Source organism: Yersinia vastinensis (genome assembly GCF_902726565.1).
In the GTDB taxonomy this organism is placed as follows: Bacteria; Pseudomonadota; Gammaproteobacteria; order Enterobacterales; family Enterobacteriaceae; genus Yersinia; species Yersinia vastinensis.
The window spans coordinates 19158-34747 of record NZ_CACVAF010000007.1; the positions used below are offsets into that span (position 1 = coordinate 19158).

Sequence of the window (15590 nt, forward strand, 5' to 3'; positions counted from 1 at the left end):
AACAATCCAACTACGGATAAATTAGCATGTTAATGCTGTATCGCAAGCAACGAGAGATAGAAATCGTGATGGAGATCTCCTCTTGCCTCATTTCTCCATTATTAATACGGTACTCAGACAGCTAACTACTCATTTTATATCAACAAGAAAAATTGCTAGATAAAAAAACAAATATATTAAGAGTTTTCTCAAAAAATTAAGTTAAATTAAATAAAAACACAGTCGCTATATAAACAATAATACAACCCTTTCATTTGAGAGTGATTCTTTATTACTCTTAACTAACAATAAATATATTAAATTTATGTATAGGGAATAGTTAATATCTCGCAGTAAGTCATTAATGATTTGCGCCATACGTACATAAATCACCGCTATATTTTCGTTATACCGCCTTAATTGATTTATATCATATGCAAGTAACAAAACATTTCATAAGGTGAGATTCTATCGTCCGACTCTGTATTTTATTTTCGCCAAAATTTTTTATTTTTTCAAAAAAATGTCCTCCGCAAAGGTAATGTCGATGAATAACAATAAAAGACCTATCACCGGCTCACTAAGCCGCCGTGAATTTATTCAAACATCTGCCGCAGTGACCGGGGCTGCGGCAATCGCCGGTTCAATCACCCTTCCTTTCTCAGTGCAAGCCGCGCCAGAACAGGCGACAACATCAACAGAAAAGGAAACCATTAAATATAGTGCATGCTTGGTTAACTGTGGTAGCCGCTGCCCGCTAAAAGTGCATGTCAAGAATGGTGAAATTATTAAAATTGCTAATGAAGCTATTTATGATGATTCCACATTTGGCGAGCATCAAATTCGCCCATGTTTACGGGGGCGCTCAGTAAGATGGAAAACATATAACCCAGACCGGGTGAAATATCCCATGTTACGAGTGGGTAACGTGGGGAAGGTAAATTCAAACGCATTAGTTGGGATGAAGCCACTACTATTGTGGCTGATAATCTGAAAAAAACTATTGCACAGCATGGTAATGAAGCTATTTATTATCAATATGGTTCTGGCTCTACCGGTGCTAATTTGCAAGGCCGCAACGCCTGTAAAAGAATGCTAAGTTTACTGGGCGGTTTTTTAGACCAACACGGCACCTACTCCACAGCGCAAATCAATACAGTAATGCCGTATATTTATGGCGGTGCTGAGGAAACGCTACTGGATGAAATTAAAAACTCAGATTTAGTGGTAATGTTCGGCCATAACTTGGCAGAAACACGAATGTCAGGTGGTGGACAATATATTGAAACAGTCCACGCGCTAGGGAAAAGCAAAGCCAAGGTCATTATTATCGACCCACGCATGACCGACAGTGTGACCACTTTCAATGCCGAGTGGATCCCTATATTCCCCGGAACTGATGCCGCCTTGGTTGCTGCATTAGGTTATGTATTAATTAAAGAAAACCTGACCGATGAGGATTTTCTAGCACAATATTGTGTCGGTTGGGATGCTGCCACACTTCCCGCATCAGCTCCTGCCAATGGTTCTTATAAAGACTACATTTTAGGTCATGGTGCCGATGGGGTAGAAAAAACGCCAGAATGGGCCAGCGAAATAACCGGCATTGATCCCGTGCGTATTATCCAACTCGCCCGCGAATTAGGTAATGCTCGAGCAGCCTGGATTTCACAAGGCTGGGGCATTCAGCGTAGTGCCAATGGTGAGCAGACTGCACGCTCAATTATGATGTTGCCACTAATGACTGGAAATATCGGTCGAGCAGGAACCAATACTGGCGCTTGGGGCGGAAACGTAAAATACCCGGTGCCGGGATTCAGTATTCCTAATCCGGTAAAAACAGCCATCCCCTGCTTTATGTGGACTGACGCTATCTTCCGCGGTACTGAGATGACGGCTAAAAATGCCCATGTGAAGAATAAAGATAAACTTGATACCAATATTAAGTTTATGTGGAACTACGCCAGCAACGTCATTGGTAATCAACATTCTGATTTAAATAAAACTCACCAAATTTTACAAGATGAATCACTGTGCGAATTTATTTTAGTGTGGGAAAACCACATGACAAACTCCGCTAAATACGCTGATTTACTCTTACCTGACGTCACATCGGTTGAATCAAATGACTTGATTGATAACTCTTATGCCAGTGGGGCTTATCACTACGTGACACGGCTACAAAATGCTATCGAGCCGATGTGGGAATGCCGCCCTTCTTATGACGTTTTGGCCGAGATTGCCACTAAATGCGGGATTGGAGACGCCTTTACCGAAGGCCATACCCAGCAAGAGTGGATCGAAATTAGTTATAACAAAATGCGTGAGAAAAACCCGGCGCTACCGACGTTCGAGCAAACCGATGATAAAGGCATTATTGACCGTATTTATGCCGACAGTAACCAATATATCGCATTAAAAAGTTTCCGCGACGATCCGCTAAATAACCCGTTGAAAACCCCCTCAGGTAAAATTGAGATCTATTCAGAAGCACTGGCGACATTAGGAAAAGAGTGGCAACTGGCACCGGGTGACCGTATTACAGCAGTCGCTGAATACTGCCCAACATTTGAAGGGGTTAGTGATATCGACACCATGAAAACCTATCCGCTTCAAATGACCGGTTTTCATATCAAAGGCCACACTCACTCATCCTATTACAACGTGGCAATGCTGCGTGAGGCAGTACCACACCAGTTCTGGATGAACCCGATTGATGCAAAAGCTCGTGGTCTGCAACAAGGCGATATGGTTGAGATTTTTAACGATCGAGGCCGAATCCTTATTGCCGTCAAAATTACCGAGCGCGTGTTACCGGGCGTGATCACTGTGCCGCAAGGAGCATGGCGCAACCTCAACAAAGAGGGCATTGACGTGGGTGGCTGTATCAATACCTTGACGACACTCCGCCCGTCGCCACTGGCGAAAGGCAATCCACAACACACTAACCTCGTTGAAGTTAAACGCGCATAAGGAGTTGAAAAATGAAGCAATATGGATTTTTTGTCGACTCCACTAAGTGCACGGGGTGTAAAACCTGTCAGATCAGTTGCAAGGATGAGAAAAACTTGGAACTGGGGCCGAAACTGCGTCGAGTGTATGAGTATGGCGGTGGTAGCTGGACTCAACAGGGCAATATCTGGGTACAGAATGTCTTTAATTACTATCTGTCCATTGCGTGTAACCATTGTTCGTCCCCGACGTGTGTCACTGGCTGCCCTACCGGCGCGATGCACAAACGTGAAGAGGACGGTTTGGTGGTGGTCAATCAGGATCTCTGCGTTGGCTGCCGCTATTGCGAGATGCGTTGCCCATACGGCGCACCGCAATTTGATGCCAAGAAGAAGTTAATGACCAAGTGCGATGGCTGCTATCAGCGAGTCGCAGAAGGGAAGAAACCGGTTTGTGTCGAGTCTTGCCCACAGCGCGCATTGGATTTCGATGAAATTACCGTCTTAAGAGATAAATACGGCGAAGAAAATGCCATTGCACCTTTGCCGCTTGCCCATCTCACCCACCCGAATCTGGTGATAAAAGCCCATCGTGATGCCAAACCATCAGGTGATACATCAGGCAGTATTCAAAATCCGGCGGAGGTATAAAATGCACGAATTACCTTTGGTATTTTTCACCGTGCTAGGGCAAACAGCCGTCGGGTTGTTTGCTTTAGCACTGTTGAGTCACAAACTCGGCATGACCACCGAGCCGCAACTCAAACAAGCCAATATTATTGGTCTGATTCTGATGCTGGTCGGTTTGGTCATCGGTGCGTTGCATGTAGGACAACCGCTTCGTGCCATGAATATGTTGCTCGGTGTGGGGCGCTCCCCCATGAGCAATGAAATTCTGCTCAGTAGTCTGTTTGTTGCCATGGCCTGCGGCACGGTCTTCTTCTCTGTTATCGTAAAAAAAACAGGGCTGGCGACACTATGCAATGTCGCGACAGTCATCTTTGGGCTGGCTTTCGCTTGGTCAATTACCCAAGTTTATCAACTGACTACCGTACCTAACTGGGATACGTCGTACACCTCTTTACAGCTGTGGATGACGGTATTAGTGGGGGGGGGCGCTTTCGCTATTCTCACCGGCGCACGTCAACTCGGTGCTGTGGCGGTATTAATCGGTGCTATTGTAACATTGGTAAATAAACCCGGTTATTTAAGCTTTCTTGGGCAAAGTTCAGCCGAACTCAGCAGCCAGCAGGCGCTGTTTTGGGGCATTCAAATTCTGCTACTAACGTTGGGCATCTTTGTCGCCGCTGCCGCATTATTGAAAGACAGGATTCCTCGGGCCACATTGGCAGTCAGCGCATCAGCGCTGGTGATCGGTGAATTGGCAGGGCGCATCGCTTTTTATAATCTCTGGCAAGTACCAATGTAATTTAACCTGTTGATTTTAAAACCCAATTAGCCGCCACTTGCGGCGGCTAATCAAAACTTAAATAACCGGGCCGAAAGAGAGAACATGTTGACGTTATTAGACACTACCTTGCCACGCATTCTGGGCGCGTGTTTTTACTACCCACCACAGTCCGCGACGGTGCAGCGTTTGTGGCCATTGTTGCCACACATGGCGGATATTTTTCCATGGACAAACGCTGCAAAAATTACCGGTTATTGTCAGCAGATACCGAATATTACCCCAGAGCAACTGGAATATGATTTCTCGGTGCTATTTGAGGGGCAAGGCGAAATGCCCGCTCCCCCTTGGGGATCCGTTTATCTGGATAAAGAAAATATTCTGATGGGAGGCAGTACACTGCAATATCGTGAATTTCTCTCCCGGCAAGGGCTGGTAAGTCAAAGCACTATCCATGAACCCGAAGATCAATTTGGCTTAATGCTCTTGGCCTGGGTGCATTTACTTGAACATCAACAATTACCTAATCATCAACAAGATGAAGCGGCAATAGTGCTGCTCACCGAGCATTTATTACCTTGGGCATATCGTTATCTTGAGTTAGTTAAAAATGCACAGCTTGAGTATCCGGTTTATCCGCTATTGGCAGAAATTACCGAGTGTTATCTGAAAACGCTGCAAGCCGAGTTGGGCTTATTTCCAGAACCACATGAGTTATATCGGTGATCCAGAAAAAGGGAGGATAAAAAATAAATGGCTAGAGATGAGCGTTATTACAAAGCCTATTTGGAAAGTCGGGTCATCAGCCGCCGCGGGCTATTTCGTGGCTTATTAAAAGGTGCGGCGGGAGACGCCGTGCAGACTACGCCCCCGACGCTGCCTCATCCTATCCTCAAAAACCCATGTCAAAATACGTATATTTATTGCAATAGCTGCACTGATTTTTGTGATAAACAAGCACTGCTATGGCACCCCCGCCAGCCCCCAACATTAATTGACCAACAATGTGATGGTTGTGGCGAATGCGTTGCCAGATGCCCGGCAATGGCGCTGGAAATGTCAGTAATATCACCATCACTCTGCTAATCCTCTCCCTAAATGAATCGACTAAATAGGTAACTCCACCTCGCTGATACCAGTACAATGCCTGCTAACTTAAGTTCTTTGTTCCTACAGGAGTCACCACTTTGTTCCATTACCCTGCCAGTTATACTTTTGATGAAGTCAGCGGCGAATACCATATTCAGTATCGTGACTTTCCTGAATTGGAATCAGTGACCTACTCTCTGGACGATATTGAATTAGAAGCACAAGAAGGGATTAAAAATGGGATCGCCGTTGAGATGGAAGAACGCCGCCCAATTCCTGCGCCATCGCCATTACAAGCAGGTGATATTGCGGTTCATGTCTCCATTCTGGTGCGTTTAAAAGCAGAATTACATAATGCTATTCTCGCCACAAACACGCGTAAAGCCGAGATGGCACGTAAGCTCGGTTTGAGTTTGCCACAAATGGATCGTCTGCTTGATGTGGATTACGCGTCCAAAGTTGAAGTGCTAGAGCAAGCCCTTTATTTACTGGGCTTTGAGGCAGATATCATGGTAAGAAAAATCGATTAAGCACATTGCCACCAACGTCATCGCTTAAATTTAAGTCAAGAGAGTAACAAATTGTTATTAAGCGATAATTTAAAAAAACGTTAATAGCCTCACACTTCAATACATTGACTAACATCTACTGCTATTTAAATGTAGAAGTGTGATCTAATGCATAAAATTACAGTATTGAAAACCGCTCTCTGTTGGGATTACATTAGCGCCATCGACTCGCAGACAGTCACTGAGTGACTCAGGCTGGCGAGATGGCTCCAAGGAGGAGTTGTTCAATGAAATATTTCTTTATGGGTATCTCAATCATGTTAGTGGTTTGGGTTGGCACTTTCATGATGATGGTCGAATAATATTCACTTAAACCATCAATGACCAGACATAGTATAAAGGGCGCATTTGCGCCCTTTATCATTTTTAGCTGAATATCATTTCCCCGGCATCATTCTGCGCAACGTATCATCACGGCGAATATAGTGATGGTAAAGTGCTGCCAGCGCATGAACCCCAATCACGAAATACCCCAAATTGGCGATTAACTCATGGGTCTGTTTTAGCCAAGCACGCGCATCGTCATTTGGCGTCACCCATTGCGGGACTTGCCAACCCAGTAAGAACCAAGTTTTCCCGCCATAAGCCTGCGCTAAAACACCCAATACCGGTAACGATAAAAACATCAGATACAGGCCCCAGTGCAGCATATGTGCGCCCAAAAGTTGCCAGTCAGGTAATTTAGGTGTGATGGCTGGGGTCACATTTCGATGGCGTAGCCAGAGTCGCGCGAGCATGAGCAGCCAGACAGAAATACCAAAATTAAAATGCAGATTTTTTACCAATGTCCGATCTTCATCAGGTACAGCATCACTGAGCAGCATGGCTGAGTACGTCAAAATGATCATCACTAACGTCAACCAATGCAGTGTTATCTGCGGTAATGAATAACGATTTCTCATGGCTGCGCGCTCCGCTATATAGCTAATCGATTAAACCGCGTCTCCCGAGCTGGATTTAGGTTTCAATAAACCATCAGCACGAAACATACTTTTAATCCCACGAACTGCCTGACGGATCCTGTCCTGATTCTCAATCAAAGCGAAACGGACATGGGTATCGCCATAATCACCAAAACCAATCCCAGGTGAGACACAAACTTTCGCCTCTGATAATAAGCGCTTAGCAAACTCTAGTGAGCCTAGATGTGCATAAGGTTCTGGAATTTTGGCCCAGACATACATTGATGCTTTCGGGTTTTCGACCATCCAACCCGCCTCATGTAGCCCACGGACCAAGGCATTACGGCGCTGCCGATACTGCTCAGCAATATCACGCACGCACTGCTGATCCCCCTCCAATGCGGCAATAGCGGCAACCTGCAATGGAGTAAATGTACCGTAATCGTGATAGCTCTTAATTCGCGCCAAGGCATTGACCAATTCTGGATTGCCGACCATAAAACCAATACGCCAGCCTGCCATATTGTAACTTTTCGATAAGGTAAAGAACTCAACCGCAATATCTTTCGCACCGGGGACTTGCATGATTGATGGGGCTTTCCAGCCATCATAGACAATGTCGGCATAAGCTAAATCATGCACCACCAGCACATCATATTGCTTCGCCAACGCCACGACGCGTTCGAAAAAGTCCAGCTCCACGCATTGTGCTGTTGGGTTAGAAGGAAAACCGAGGATCATCATTTTAGGTTTAGGAATGGTTTCTCGAATGGCGCGTTCCAACTCCCCAAAGAAATCAATGCCCTCCGTCAGTGGCACCGAGCGCACTTGCGCTCCAGCAATGACCGCCCCATAAATATGAATGGGATAGCTGGGATTTGGCACCAACACGGTATCACCGTGATCCAACGTCGCCAGCATCAAATGGGCCAGCCCTTCTTTCGAGCCAATGGTAACAATGGCTTCACTTTCGGGGTCAATATCTACTTGATAGCGATCGGCATACCAGCGAGAAATTGCCCTACGCAAACGGGGGATACCACGGGAAGTTGAATAACCGTGAGTATCTTCACGCTGCGCGACGCTGCACATTTTTTCCACAATATGCGGTGGCGTCGGGCCGTCCGGGTTACCCATACTAAAATCGATAATATCTTCTCCACGACGACGCGCGGCCATTTTCAGTTCAGCGGTAATATTGAAGACATAAGGGGGAAGGCGATCAATACGGGTAAAACGACGCTTAGAAGGTTGTTCAGACATAATTTCCTCGAGGATACGTTAGCGCCCGGACCGTCCGAGCGACGCTGACCATCAAATGGTCTGTTTATGAACATATCCCAGCGCTGAATACCTGTCGAGTGGCTGATAACAAATATCTTGCTCATCGGACGTCAGGGCTGTGGAGCAAACTCACGGGCCAGCAACCCCAATACCCAGTCATCACACCACTGCCCACCAAGCCGGTAGTTATCCCGCAAGGTGCCTTCCACCTGAAAGCCACAGCGTTCAAGCACCGCACGCGAGGGGTGATTCCCCACAGTCACCGTGGCTTTCATTTTATGAAACTGGCATTGCTGAAAACCAAATGCCAGTACCGCCATCAGGGATTCTTTAGCAAACCCTTTGCCTTGATAAGACGGCAACATGGCATAACCTACCTCGGCTTGTTGTAGAGGTGACCATTCCGCTAAAAAACCCGTCAACCCCATAGCCTCCCTGCCCTCTTTCTCACGGATAACCAGACATAGCCAGTGGCAGGCAGTCTTCGTCCAAGGCATCAGGCGAGATTCAAATCGTGCGCGGATCTCAGTGATATCCATCGGGTCAGACATATAACGCTGGACCTCGGGGTCTTGATATAAACGCAAAAATAGCGGCCAGTCCTGTTCTACCAGGCTGTCGAGGGTGAGTCTGGGTGTTTTTAGCGAGATAGGATTGCGACTAAACATAGGAATGACTGGCACCCTTTTTCCTTTTATTTTAACAAGTTAGTGACGAAAAGACGTTAAGAAACTAAAGAGGAAATTTTGCTGAAACCTCATCCCTTTATTCTTCTCTATTTTGCTCAAATAATGTTTACCTGAAGATAACAAAAAACAAACAAATGGTCAGCAAAATGCAAACCATTACCGCAGCCTCAACCTACAGCTATCGGAGAATCAGCATTATGGCTTCATTACAAATAGACGATATTCCCGCAGCAATCAAAGCGGTGAAACAGCAATTACGTCAGGCACTACCTGATTATCAGTCGGTCTTCCAAGCTGTAGAAGAAAATATTCGCCAGCAAGTCACTGAAATCCGCCGCAGTTTGGCACAGGGTGAAAGCCCGGTTCCGCGTATTCATGCTGATGATATTATCAATGGCAGAGTCACTGACGAACAAAAAGCACAAATAAAACAGCGGGGATGCTGTGCCATCCTCGGTGTATTCCCTAGGGAAAAAGCGGCGGCATGGAACCGTGAAATCGGCCACTACCTGGAACGTAATAATTTTGTAGAACGTCTGAAAAATGCGGCGGAAGATAACTACTTCGGCACATTAGCTGCCAGCAAGCCACAAATTTACGGTATTTACTGGTCAACACCACAGATTGAAGCCCGTCAGGATCAGCGCATGAATGCGGTGCAAATATTCTTAAATAATTTGTGGCAAACCGATAGCAACGGTAAGCAACACTTTGATGCCAACCGTGTGGTGACCTATGCCGACCGTACACGTCGTCGCCCACCAAAATCATCATCATTGGGCTTGTCACCTCATGTTGACGGCGGCTCAATCGAACGCTGGTTGGACGAAAATTTCCGCCATGTTTATCGTCATGTATTTTCCGGTGAATGGCAAAAATACGATCCCTTTGCCGCTGAAGGTCGCCCACAAGTGCGTGAATTCCCGTCACCCGCCGTGTGTTCAATGTTCCGTACTTTTCAGGGCTGGACGGCGCTCACACCGCAACGTACCCACGCCGGGACCTTAAATGTGATTCCGATAGCAAATGCGATGGCCTATATGTTGCTGCGGGCATTGCAAGACGATGTGGCAGATGATGATTTGTGTGGTGCTGCGCCAGGACGAGCATTATCCACCTCCGAGCAGTGGCATCCTCTTTTAATGGAAGCCATTTCCCCTATTCCAGATCTAGAGGCTGGTGATACGGTATTCTGGCATTGCGACGTAATTCATTCTGTAGAAAACGAACATAACGGGGAGTTTGACAGCAATGTTATGTATATCGCTGCGGCTCCTTGGTGCGAAAAGAATGCCGCCTATCTGCCACGCCAATTAGCCAGTTTTATTGATGGCCGCTCGCCACCCGATTTTGCGGCGGATGACTTTGAAGTCGATTTCACAGGCAGAGCCACTGCTACAAATTTGACCGCCATTGGTAAACAACAATTAGGAATGACAGAGTAGGCTCCCCACCGAATCTGCTGCCGGAAAATCAACTCCGGCAGCATTTTTCTCATCTCTGAAGATAAAATGGTAGTCAGCCGCTATTCTCCCTATAATTAGCCGCTTGTTCGCCCTACGACCCGATTATTTCTCACCTGAGACACCGGTTGTTGCCAAGAGAAAATAGTGTGCACCAGATATTTGAAATGCTACTGGCGGTGTTTGATCGCGCCGCATTGATGTTAATTTGCCTGTTCTTCCTGACCCGCACTCGCCTATTTCGCCAGTTATTGCAAAAAGAAAAACATACGCCATTGGAGCTAGCAGCGGTCACGGCTATTTTCTCGTTGTTTGCTATTTTTGGCACCTATTCCGGCATCAATGTTGAAGGGTCTCTGGTTAATGTGCGGGTGATTGCCGTCATGTCAGGCGGTATTCTCTTTGGTCCGTGGGTTGGAATTATTACCGGGCTAATTGCAGGTTCTCACCGATATTTAATTGATATTGATGGCATTACCTCTGTTCCCTGTTTAATTACCAGTATTATTGCTGGTTTGATGTCGGGCTATATCAATCTAAAAGTCAAGAAAGAGCGGCAATGGAGTATTGGTATTCTGGCCGGTATGATTTGTGAATCACTGACCATGCTCTTGGTGGTTATCTGGGCTAAACCGACAGCTTTGGGTATTGATATTGTATCTAAAATCGCGATTCCGATGATTTTAGGGGCGGTTTGTATCGGCTTGATTGTGTTGCTAGTACAAAGCGTCGAGGATGAAAAAGAGGTCATTGCCGCCCGACAAGCAAAATTAGCCTTGGATATTGCTAACAAAACCCTGCCTTATTTTCGCAATATTAACGGCGAATCCTTGCGCAGTGTGTGTGAAATTATTCGCAACGATATCAAAGCAGATGCGGTCGCCATCACGGATACCCAGACTATCCTAGCTTATGTCGGCGTGGGGGCAGAAACCTACAATATCGGTCATGAAATTATCAGTGACATCACCAAAGAAAGTATCCAACGCGGTAAAATTACTATTCGCAATAATGATGAAGTCCACCGCACGCCACAAATTCATTCGCTTATCATCATCCCACTATGGGAAAAAGGCGAAGTCACTGGTTCACTGAAAATCTATTATTGCCACGCTCATAAAATTACATATTCACTAAAAGTAATGGCGGTAGGTTTATCACAGATAATCTCAACGCAAATTGAGGTTTCTCGCATTGAACAGCTACGTGAAATGGCCAATAAAGCGGAAATGCGCGCACTGCAAAGTAAAATTAACCCGCACTTTTTATTTAATGCGCTGAATGCAATTTCCTCGTCGATTCGCATTAATCCAGATACCGCGCGCCAGTTGATCATCAATTTGTCTCGTTATTTGCGCTACAACCTTGAGCTAAATGATGAGCAAATTGATATTCGCAAAGAATTGCATCAAATTCAGGATTATATCGCCATTGAGCAGGCACGCTTTGGCAGTAAATTGACCGTGATTTATGATATTGATGACGATATTTCACTCAAAATTCCAAGTCTGCTGATTCAACCACTTGTAGAAAATGCCATCGTGCATGGAATTCAGCCCTGTCGTGGTAAAGGTGTGGTGGTTATTGCGGTTAAAGACTGTGGTGACCAGATAAAAATTTCAGTGAAAGATACAGGTAACGGAATTAATCAGGAAACCATTGAGCGTGTGGCAAATAACGAAATGCCAGGCAATAAAATCGGTTTACTGAATGTGCATCATCGGGTGAAATTACTTTATGGCGAGGGTTTACAGATACGTCGGCTAGAGCCCGGCACCGAGATCTCTTTTTATATCAGTAAGAATGGTGGCAAGGTCCATGCAGAACCCAGTATTTCAGCCGGAGTTTAACCTGTGAAAGCAATCATTGTTGAGGATGAATTTCTGGCTCAGGAAGAGCTAAGTTACCTGATCCGCCAGCACAGCGGCATAACCATTGAAGCCACCTTTGAAGATGGGCTTGATGTACTTAAATATCTACAAAATCATCAAGTTGATGCTATTTTTCTCGATATTAATATTCCATCACTCGATGGCGTTTTACTGGCGCAGAACATCAGCAAGTTTACTCATAAGCCTTATATTATTTTTATCACGGCTTACAAAGAGCATGCCGTTGAAGCCTTTGAAATTGAAGCCTTTGATTATATTTTAAAGCCATATCACGAGTCGCGAATTGTGACGATGTTGCAAAAACTGGAAGCTCTGCACAAACGCGATAATCAAAATAATAAAGAGCAGGCCAGTAGCCCCAGTCATCGTTCAGCCGCCCATACTATCAATTTGATGAAAGATGAGCGCATCATCGTCACGGATATCAATGATATTTACTATGCAGCGGCACAAGAGAAGGTCACGCTGGTCTATACTCGACGCGAAGAATTTATTATGCCGATGAATATCACTGAATTTTGTAGCCGCCTGCCGGAAGAGTACTTTTTCCGCTGCCACCGCTCTTATTGTGTGAATTTAGCTAAAATCCGCGAAATTGTCCCTTGGTTTAACAATACCTATATCCTACGACTGAGTGATTTAGATTTTGAAGTCCCCGTCAGCCGCAGCAAGATAAAAGAGTTCAGGCAACTGATGCGCCTTTAAATGCATTTCATTCCTCCCTGAATGCAGCTCATTCCCCTTTCGATCTATAGCCGTTAGCCCGCCCGTATACTGGTTTCATTCGGCGGGCTGATAACACCTCAATACAAGATTTTCGGTGCTCCCTCAGCGCGTAATTTTCTGGCAAACCGACGCTATTGCAATCCACTGTTACAGTCGCAATAGCCCTATTCGGGCCATATGCATTGATGTTTAAGGAGTCCGGCATGAGCAGTAAACCGGTAAATCGTTGGCTAATTGTTGTTGGTACTATCATTGTTCAGATGGGTTTAGGCACTATTTATACTTGGAGCTTATTTAATCAACCTCTTGGGGAGAAATTCAGTTGGTCACTGGGGGCCGTTGCCACCACGTTTTCCATCACCAGCTTCTCATTAGCGATTGCCACTCTGTTTGCTGGCCGTCTACAAGAGCGCATCGGTATCCGTAAACTGACATTGATTTCCGGTATTATTCTCGGCCTTGGCCTGATTGCCAGCTCCTTTGCAACCTCTCTGGGTATGATTTATCTACTAGCTGGTATTGTGGTCGGCTTTGCCGATGGCACTGCCTACATCACCACTTTGTCAAATCTGATTAAATGGTTCCCAGAACGTAAGGGGCTGATTTCAGGGATTTCGGTTGGCGCATTTGGTACTGGTAGCCTGTTGTTCAAGTATGTGAATGCTAGCTTGATTGCCAATCAAGGAGTATCGCTGGCTTTCTTTTACTGGGGTATTATTGTCATGGTGCTGGTCGGGGCAGGGTCATTCCTACTACGCGAGAAGGTAGTCGCACCCCAAGCTGCCAACAGCTTGCAATCTGCATCCGCTGGCCGTGATTTCAGTGTCAAAGAGATGCTGGCAGTGAAAGAGTCTTACTTCCTGTTTATCATCTTCTTCACAGCATGTATGAGTGGCTTATATCTGATTGGTATTGTGAAAGATTTAGGCGTACAACTGGCGGGGATGGACATGGCGATGGCGGCTAATACGGTGTCTGCTATCGCCATATTTAACACCGCCGGGCGCATTATTTTAGGGGCATTATCAGATAAAGTAGGCCGCCTAAGAGTGATCAGTTTTACCTTATTGGTGACGACTCTGGCCGTATCTGTACTGAGTTTTGTTCCACTCACTCACGCGTTATTCTTCTTGTGTGTTGGAGCCATTGCTTTCTGTTTCGGCGGCAATATCACCGTGTTCCCCGCCATTGTTGGTGACTTCTTTGGTCTGAAAAACCACAGCAAAAACTATGGTGTTATTTATCAAGGGTTTGGTTTGGGAGCGCTGGCGGGATCATTTATCGCAGCCCGTCTGGGCGGATATCACGCAACCTTTATCGTGATTGCAGTATTGTCAGTGATCTCTTTGCTGTTAACACTGATAATCAAGCCACCTAAAGGTGCCACTGCCGAGGCAGAAAATGTATCAACTGCCCCAGCAAGAGTGACTGCCAGCAGCCATGCATGACAGCTAATTTAGACACAAAAAAGCAGAACCTTGGTTCTGCTTTTTTTATCAAGTAGTCTAAAAAACTATCCTTGACGTCATTACAAATGAGGGGACTTAAAGAGTGATAATCACTCCCTATTAAACCTTACGTTCCAACGATTAGAGTTCATGCCCTAATTTTTGACGTAGGTACGCTCCGGCCCCCAGCAAGCCGGGCTGTTGATGCGTAATCATGTAAACGGGAATATCCTGCAAGAAATCTTTGAAACGCCCTTTATCTTCAAAAGCACCACGGAAGCCAGAGGCTTTAAAGAACTCCATAAAGCGCGGCACGATACCACCAGCAATATAGACGCCACCAAAGGTACTGAGATTCAGTGCCAGATTACCGCCAAAGCGCCCCATGATCACACAGAACAGTGATAGTGCGCGGCGGCAGTCGGTGCAGCTATCAGCTAAGGCACGCTCAGTCACATCTTTAGGGGCAAGATTCTCTGGTAGGCGCCCATCAGAAATCACAATCGCCCGATATAAATTGATCAACCCCGGCCCGGACAAAACCCGTTCAGCGGAAACATGGCCCAGTTCATGGCGCAACACCGCCAGAATTTGGTCTTCTTCATCACTGTTGGGGGCAAAATCCACATGCCCACCCTCACCCGGCAAGCTTATCCAACGTTTATCCACATTGACTAAATGCGCCACTCCCAACCCTGTCCCCGCGCCATAGACGGCAACAGGCTTACCTGGCTGTGGTGATGTGCCACCAAATTGCAGAATATCCTGTTCTGAAAGCACCGGAATCGCCATTGATACCGCCGTAAAATCATTGATAACTTCTAAATGATTCAGCCCCAAACTTTTCTGCATTGCCGCAATAGAAAATGCCCAAGTATGGTTGGTCATCGCCACCCAATCCCCGGTAATCGGGCAGGCAATGGCAATACAGGCATCAGTGACAGTAACCTGATGTTCTGACAAATATTGCTTAATCACATCTTCCAGACTGTCGTATTCCAGACCTGAATATGTTTGTGCTTGTGATAGTTCGCCCGTCGTCACAGCGCAGAGCGCCAAACGGGCATTAGTGCCGCCAACGTCACCCACCAGGGCATAGCTCGTCATCAGAAACTTCTCCATTACAGGGATTCTTAACTTCAACTACGCTCACTGTAAAATCAGGTTGGAGAAACAACAATCTCATTGCT

The 15590-nt window shown here is 46.0% G+C and carries 14 protein-coding genes and 1 pseudogene; 11 read left to right on the forward strand and 4 right to left on the reverse strand.

Annotation, left to right across the window (positions count from 1 at the left end):
* The first annotated feature begins 526 nt into the window (after positions 1 to 526).
* The 7 genes and pseudogenes from HUZ92_RS11905 (at position 527) to ypdK (ending at position 6298) form a co-directional block, all read left to right on the forward strand.
* Positions 527 to 2952 (forward strand): annotated as a pseudogene (locus tag HUZ92_RS11905) (DmsA/YnfE/YnfF family dimethyl sulfoxide reductase).
* An 11-nt stretch (positions 2953 to 2963) separates the two neighbouring features.
* Positions 2964 to 3581 (forward strand): DMSO/selenate family reductase complex B subunit, encoded by a 618-nt coding sequence (locus HUZ92_RS11910; protein ID WP_050101478.1) that lies wholly within the window; start codon positions 2964 to 2966, stop codon positions 3579 to 3581.
* A 1-nt stretch (position 3582) separates the two neighbouring features.
* Positions 3583 to 4359, forward strand: coding sequence for a dimethyl sulfoxide reductase anchor subunit family protein (locus HUZ92_RS11915; RefSeq protein WP_050101477.1), 777 nt, complete (start codon positions 3583 to 3585; stop codon positions 4357 to 4359).
* An 84-nt stretch (positions 4360 to 4443) separates the two neighbouring features.
* Positions 4444 to 5064, forward strand: coding sequence for a TorD/DmsD family molecular chaperone (locus HUZ92_RS11920; protein ID WP_050101476.1), 621 nt, complete (start codon positions 4444 to 4446; stop codon positions 5062 to 5064).
* A gap of 27 nt (positions 5065 to 5091) precedes the next feature.
* Complete coding sequence (locus tag HUZ92_RS11925; protein ID WP_072086765.1) at positions 5092 to 5424, forward strand: 4Fe-4S binding protein; 333 nt, start codon at positions 5092 to 5094, stop codon at positions 5422 to 5424.
* A gap of 101 nt (positions 5425 to 5525) precedes the next feature.
* Entirely contained in the window at positions 5526 to 5957 is a 432-nt protein-coding gene (locus HUZ92_RS11930) for a type II toxin-antitoxin system HicB family antitoxin (RefSeq protein WP_050101474.1), read from the forward strand.
* Between the two features lie 266 nt (positions 5958 to 6223).
* Positions 6224 to 6298 carry a membrane protein YpdK gene (gene ypdK, locus HUZ92_RS11935; protein ID WP_098057507.1) on the forward strand — a complete coding sequence of 25 codons (75 nt, stop codon included), beginning with the start codon at positions 6224 to 6226 and terminating at the stop codon, positions 6296 to 6298.
* 75 nt (positions 6299 to 6373) lie between these two features.
* Here the strand turns inward: ypdK and HUZ92_RS11940 are convergent, their stop codons facing one another.
* The 3 genes from HUZ92_RS11940 to HUZ92_RS11950 form a co-directional block, all read right to left on the reverse strand.
* Positions 6374 to 6898 (reverse strand): cytochrome b, encoded by a 525-nt coding sequence (locus tag HUZ92_RS11940; RefSeq protein WP_050101473.1) that lies wholly within the window; start codon positions 6896 to 6898, stop codon positions 6374 to 6376.
* A gap of 30 nt (positions 6899 to 6928) precedes the next feature.
* Positions 6929 to 8161, reverse strand: a complete 1233-nt coding sequence (gene alaC, locus HUZ92_RS11945) for an alanine transaminase (RefSeq protein WP_050101472.1) — start codon at positions 8159 to 8161, stop codon at positions 6929 to 6931.
* A gap of 131 nt (positions 8162 to 8292) precedes the next feature.
* On the reverse strand, positions 8293 to 8850 hold the full coding sequence (locus HUZ92_RS11950; protein WP_050101471.1) for a GNAT family N-acetyltransferase: 558 nt from the start codon (positions 8848 to 8850) through the stop codon (positions 8293 to 8295).
* A 218-nt stretch (positions 8851 to 9068) separates the two neighbouring features.
* On the opposite strand from HUZ92_RS11950, the gene HUZ92_RS11955 reads away from it, so the two are divergent.
* The 4 genes from HUZ92_RS11955 (at position 9069) to HUZ92_RS11970 (ending at position 14400) form a co-directional block, all read left to right on the forward strand.
* The gene (locus tag HUZ92_RS11955; protein WP_145525548.1) at positions 9069 to 10316 is read left to right on the forward strand and encodes a DUF1479 domain-containing protein; all 1248 of its coding nucleotides are present in this window, start codon (positions 9069 to 9071) and stop codon (positions 10314 to 10316) included.
* 167 nt (positions 10317 to 10483) lie between these two features.
* Positions 10484 to 12184, forward strand: coding sequence for a sensor histidine kinase (locus HUZ92_RS11960; protein ID WP_050101470.1), 1701 nt, complete (start codon positions 10484 to 10486; stop codon positions 12182 to 12184).
* Between the two features lie 3 nt (positions 12185 to 12187).
* The gene (locus HUZ92_RS11965) at positions 12188 to 12931 is read left to right on the forward strand and encodes a LytR/AlgR family response regulator transcription factor (RefSeq protein WP_145579450.1); all 744 of its coding nucleotides are present in this window, start codon (positions 12188 to 12190) and stop codon (positions 12929 to 12931) included.
* Between the two features lie 224 nt (positions 12932 to 13155).
* Positions 13156 to 14400: an L-lactate MFS transporter gene (locus tag HUZ92_RS11970; protein ID WP_050140316.1), complete on the forward strand. Its 1245-nt coding sequence runs from the start codon at positions 13156 to 13158 to the stop codon at positions 14398 to 14400.
* Positions 14401 to 14541: 141 nt separating this feature from the next.
* Here the strand turns inward: HUZ92_RS11970 and glk are convergent, their stop codons facing one another.
* Positions 14542 to 15507, reverse strand: a complete 966-nt coding sequence (glk, locus tag HUZ92_RS11975) for a glucokinase (protein WP_145579449.1) — start codon at positions 15505 to 15507, stop codon at positions 14542 to 14544.
* Positions 15508 to 15590: the final 83 nt, after the last annotated feature.

What these genes read in the sequence shown, in the direction of transcription:
- HUZ92_RS11910 (WP_050101478.1), top strand. Translation starts at nt 2,964, where the DNA reads ATGAAGCAATATGGATTTTTTGTCGACTCCACTAAGTGCACGGGGTGT.
- HUZ92_RS11915 (WP_050101477.1), top strand. Translation starts at nt 3,583, where the DNA reads ATGCACGAATTACCTTTGGTATTTTTCACCGTGCTAGGGCAAACAGCC.
- HUZ92_RS11920 (WP_050101476.1), top strand. Translation starts at nt 4,444, where the DNA reads ATGTTGACGTTATTAGACACTACCTTGCCACGCATTCTGGGCGCGTGT.
- HUZ92_RS11925 (WP_072086765.1), top strand. Translation starts at nt 5,092, where the DNA reads ATGGCTAGAGATGAGCGTTATTACAAAGCCTATTTGGAAAGTCGGGTC.
- HUZ92_RS11940 (WP_050101473.1), bottom strand. Translation starts at nt 6,898, where the DNA reads ATGAGAAATCGTTATTCATTACCGCAGATAACACTGCATTGGTTGACG.
- alaC (WP_050101472.1), bottom strand. Translation starts at nt 8,161, where the DNA reads ATGTCTGAACAACCTTCTAAGCGTCGTTTTACCCGTATTGATCGCCTT.
- HUZ92_RS11950 (WP_050101471.1), bottom strand. Translation starts at nt 8,850, where the DNA reads ATGTTTAGTCGCAATCCTATCTCGCTAAAAACACCCAGACTCACCCTC.
- HUZ92_RS11955 (WP_145525548.1), top strand. Translation starts at nt 9,069, where the DNA reads ATGGCTTCATTACAAATAGACGATATTCCCGCAGCAATCAAAGCGGTG.
- HUZ92_RS11970 (WP_050140316.1), top strand. Translation starts at nt 13,156, where the DNA reads ATGAGCAGTAAACCGGTAAATCGTTGGCTAATTGTTGTTGGTACTATC.
- glk (WP_145579449.1), bottom strand. Translation starts at nt 15,507, where the DNA reads ATGACGAGCTATGCCCTGGTGGGTGACGTTGGCGGCACTAATGCCCGT.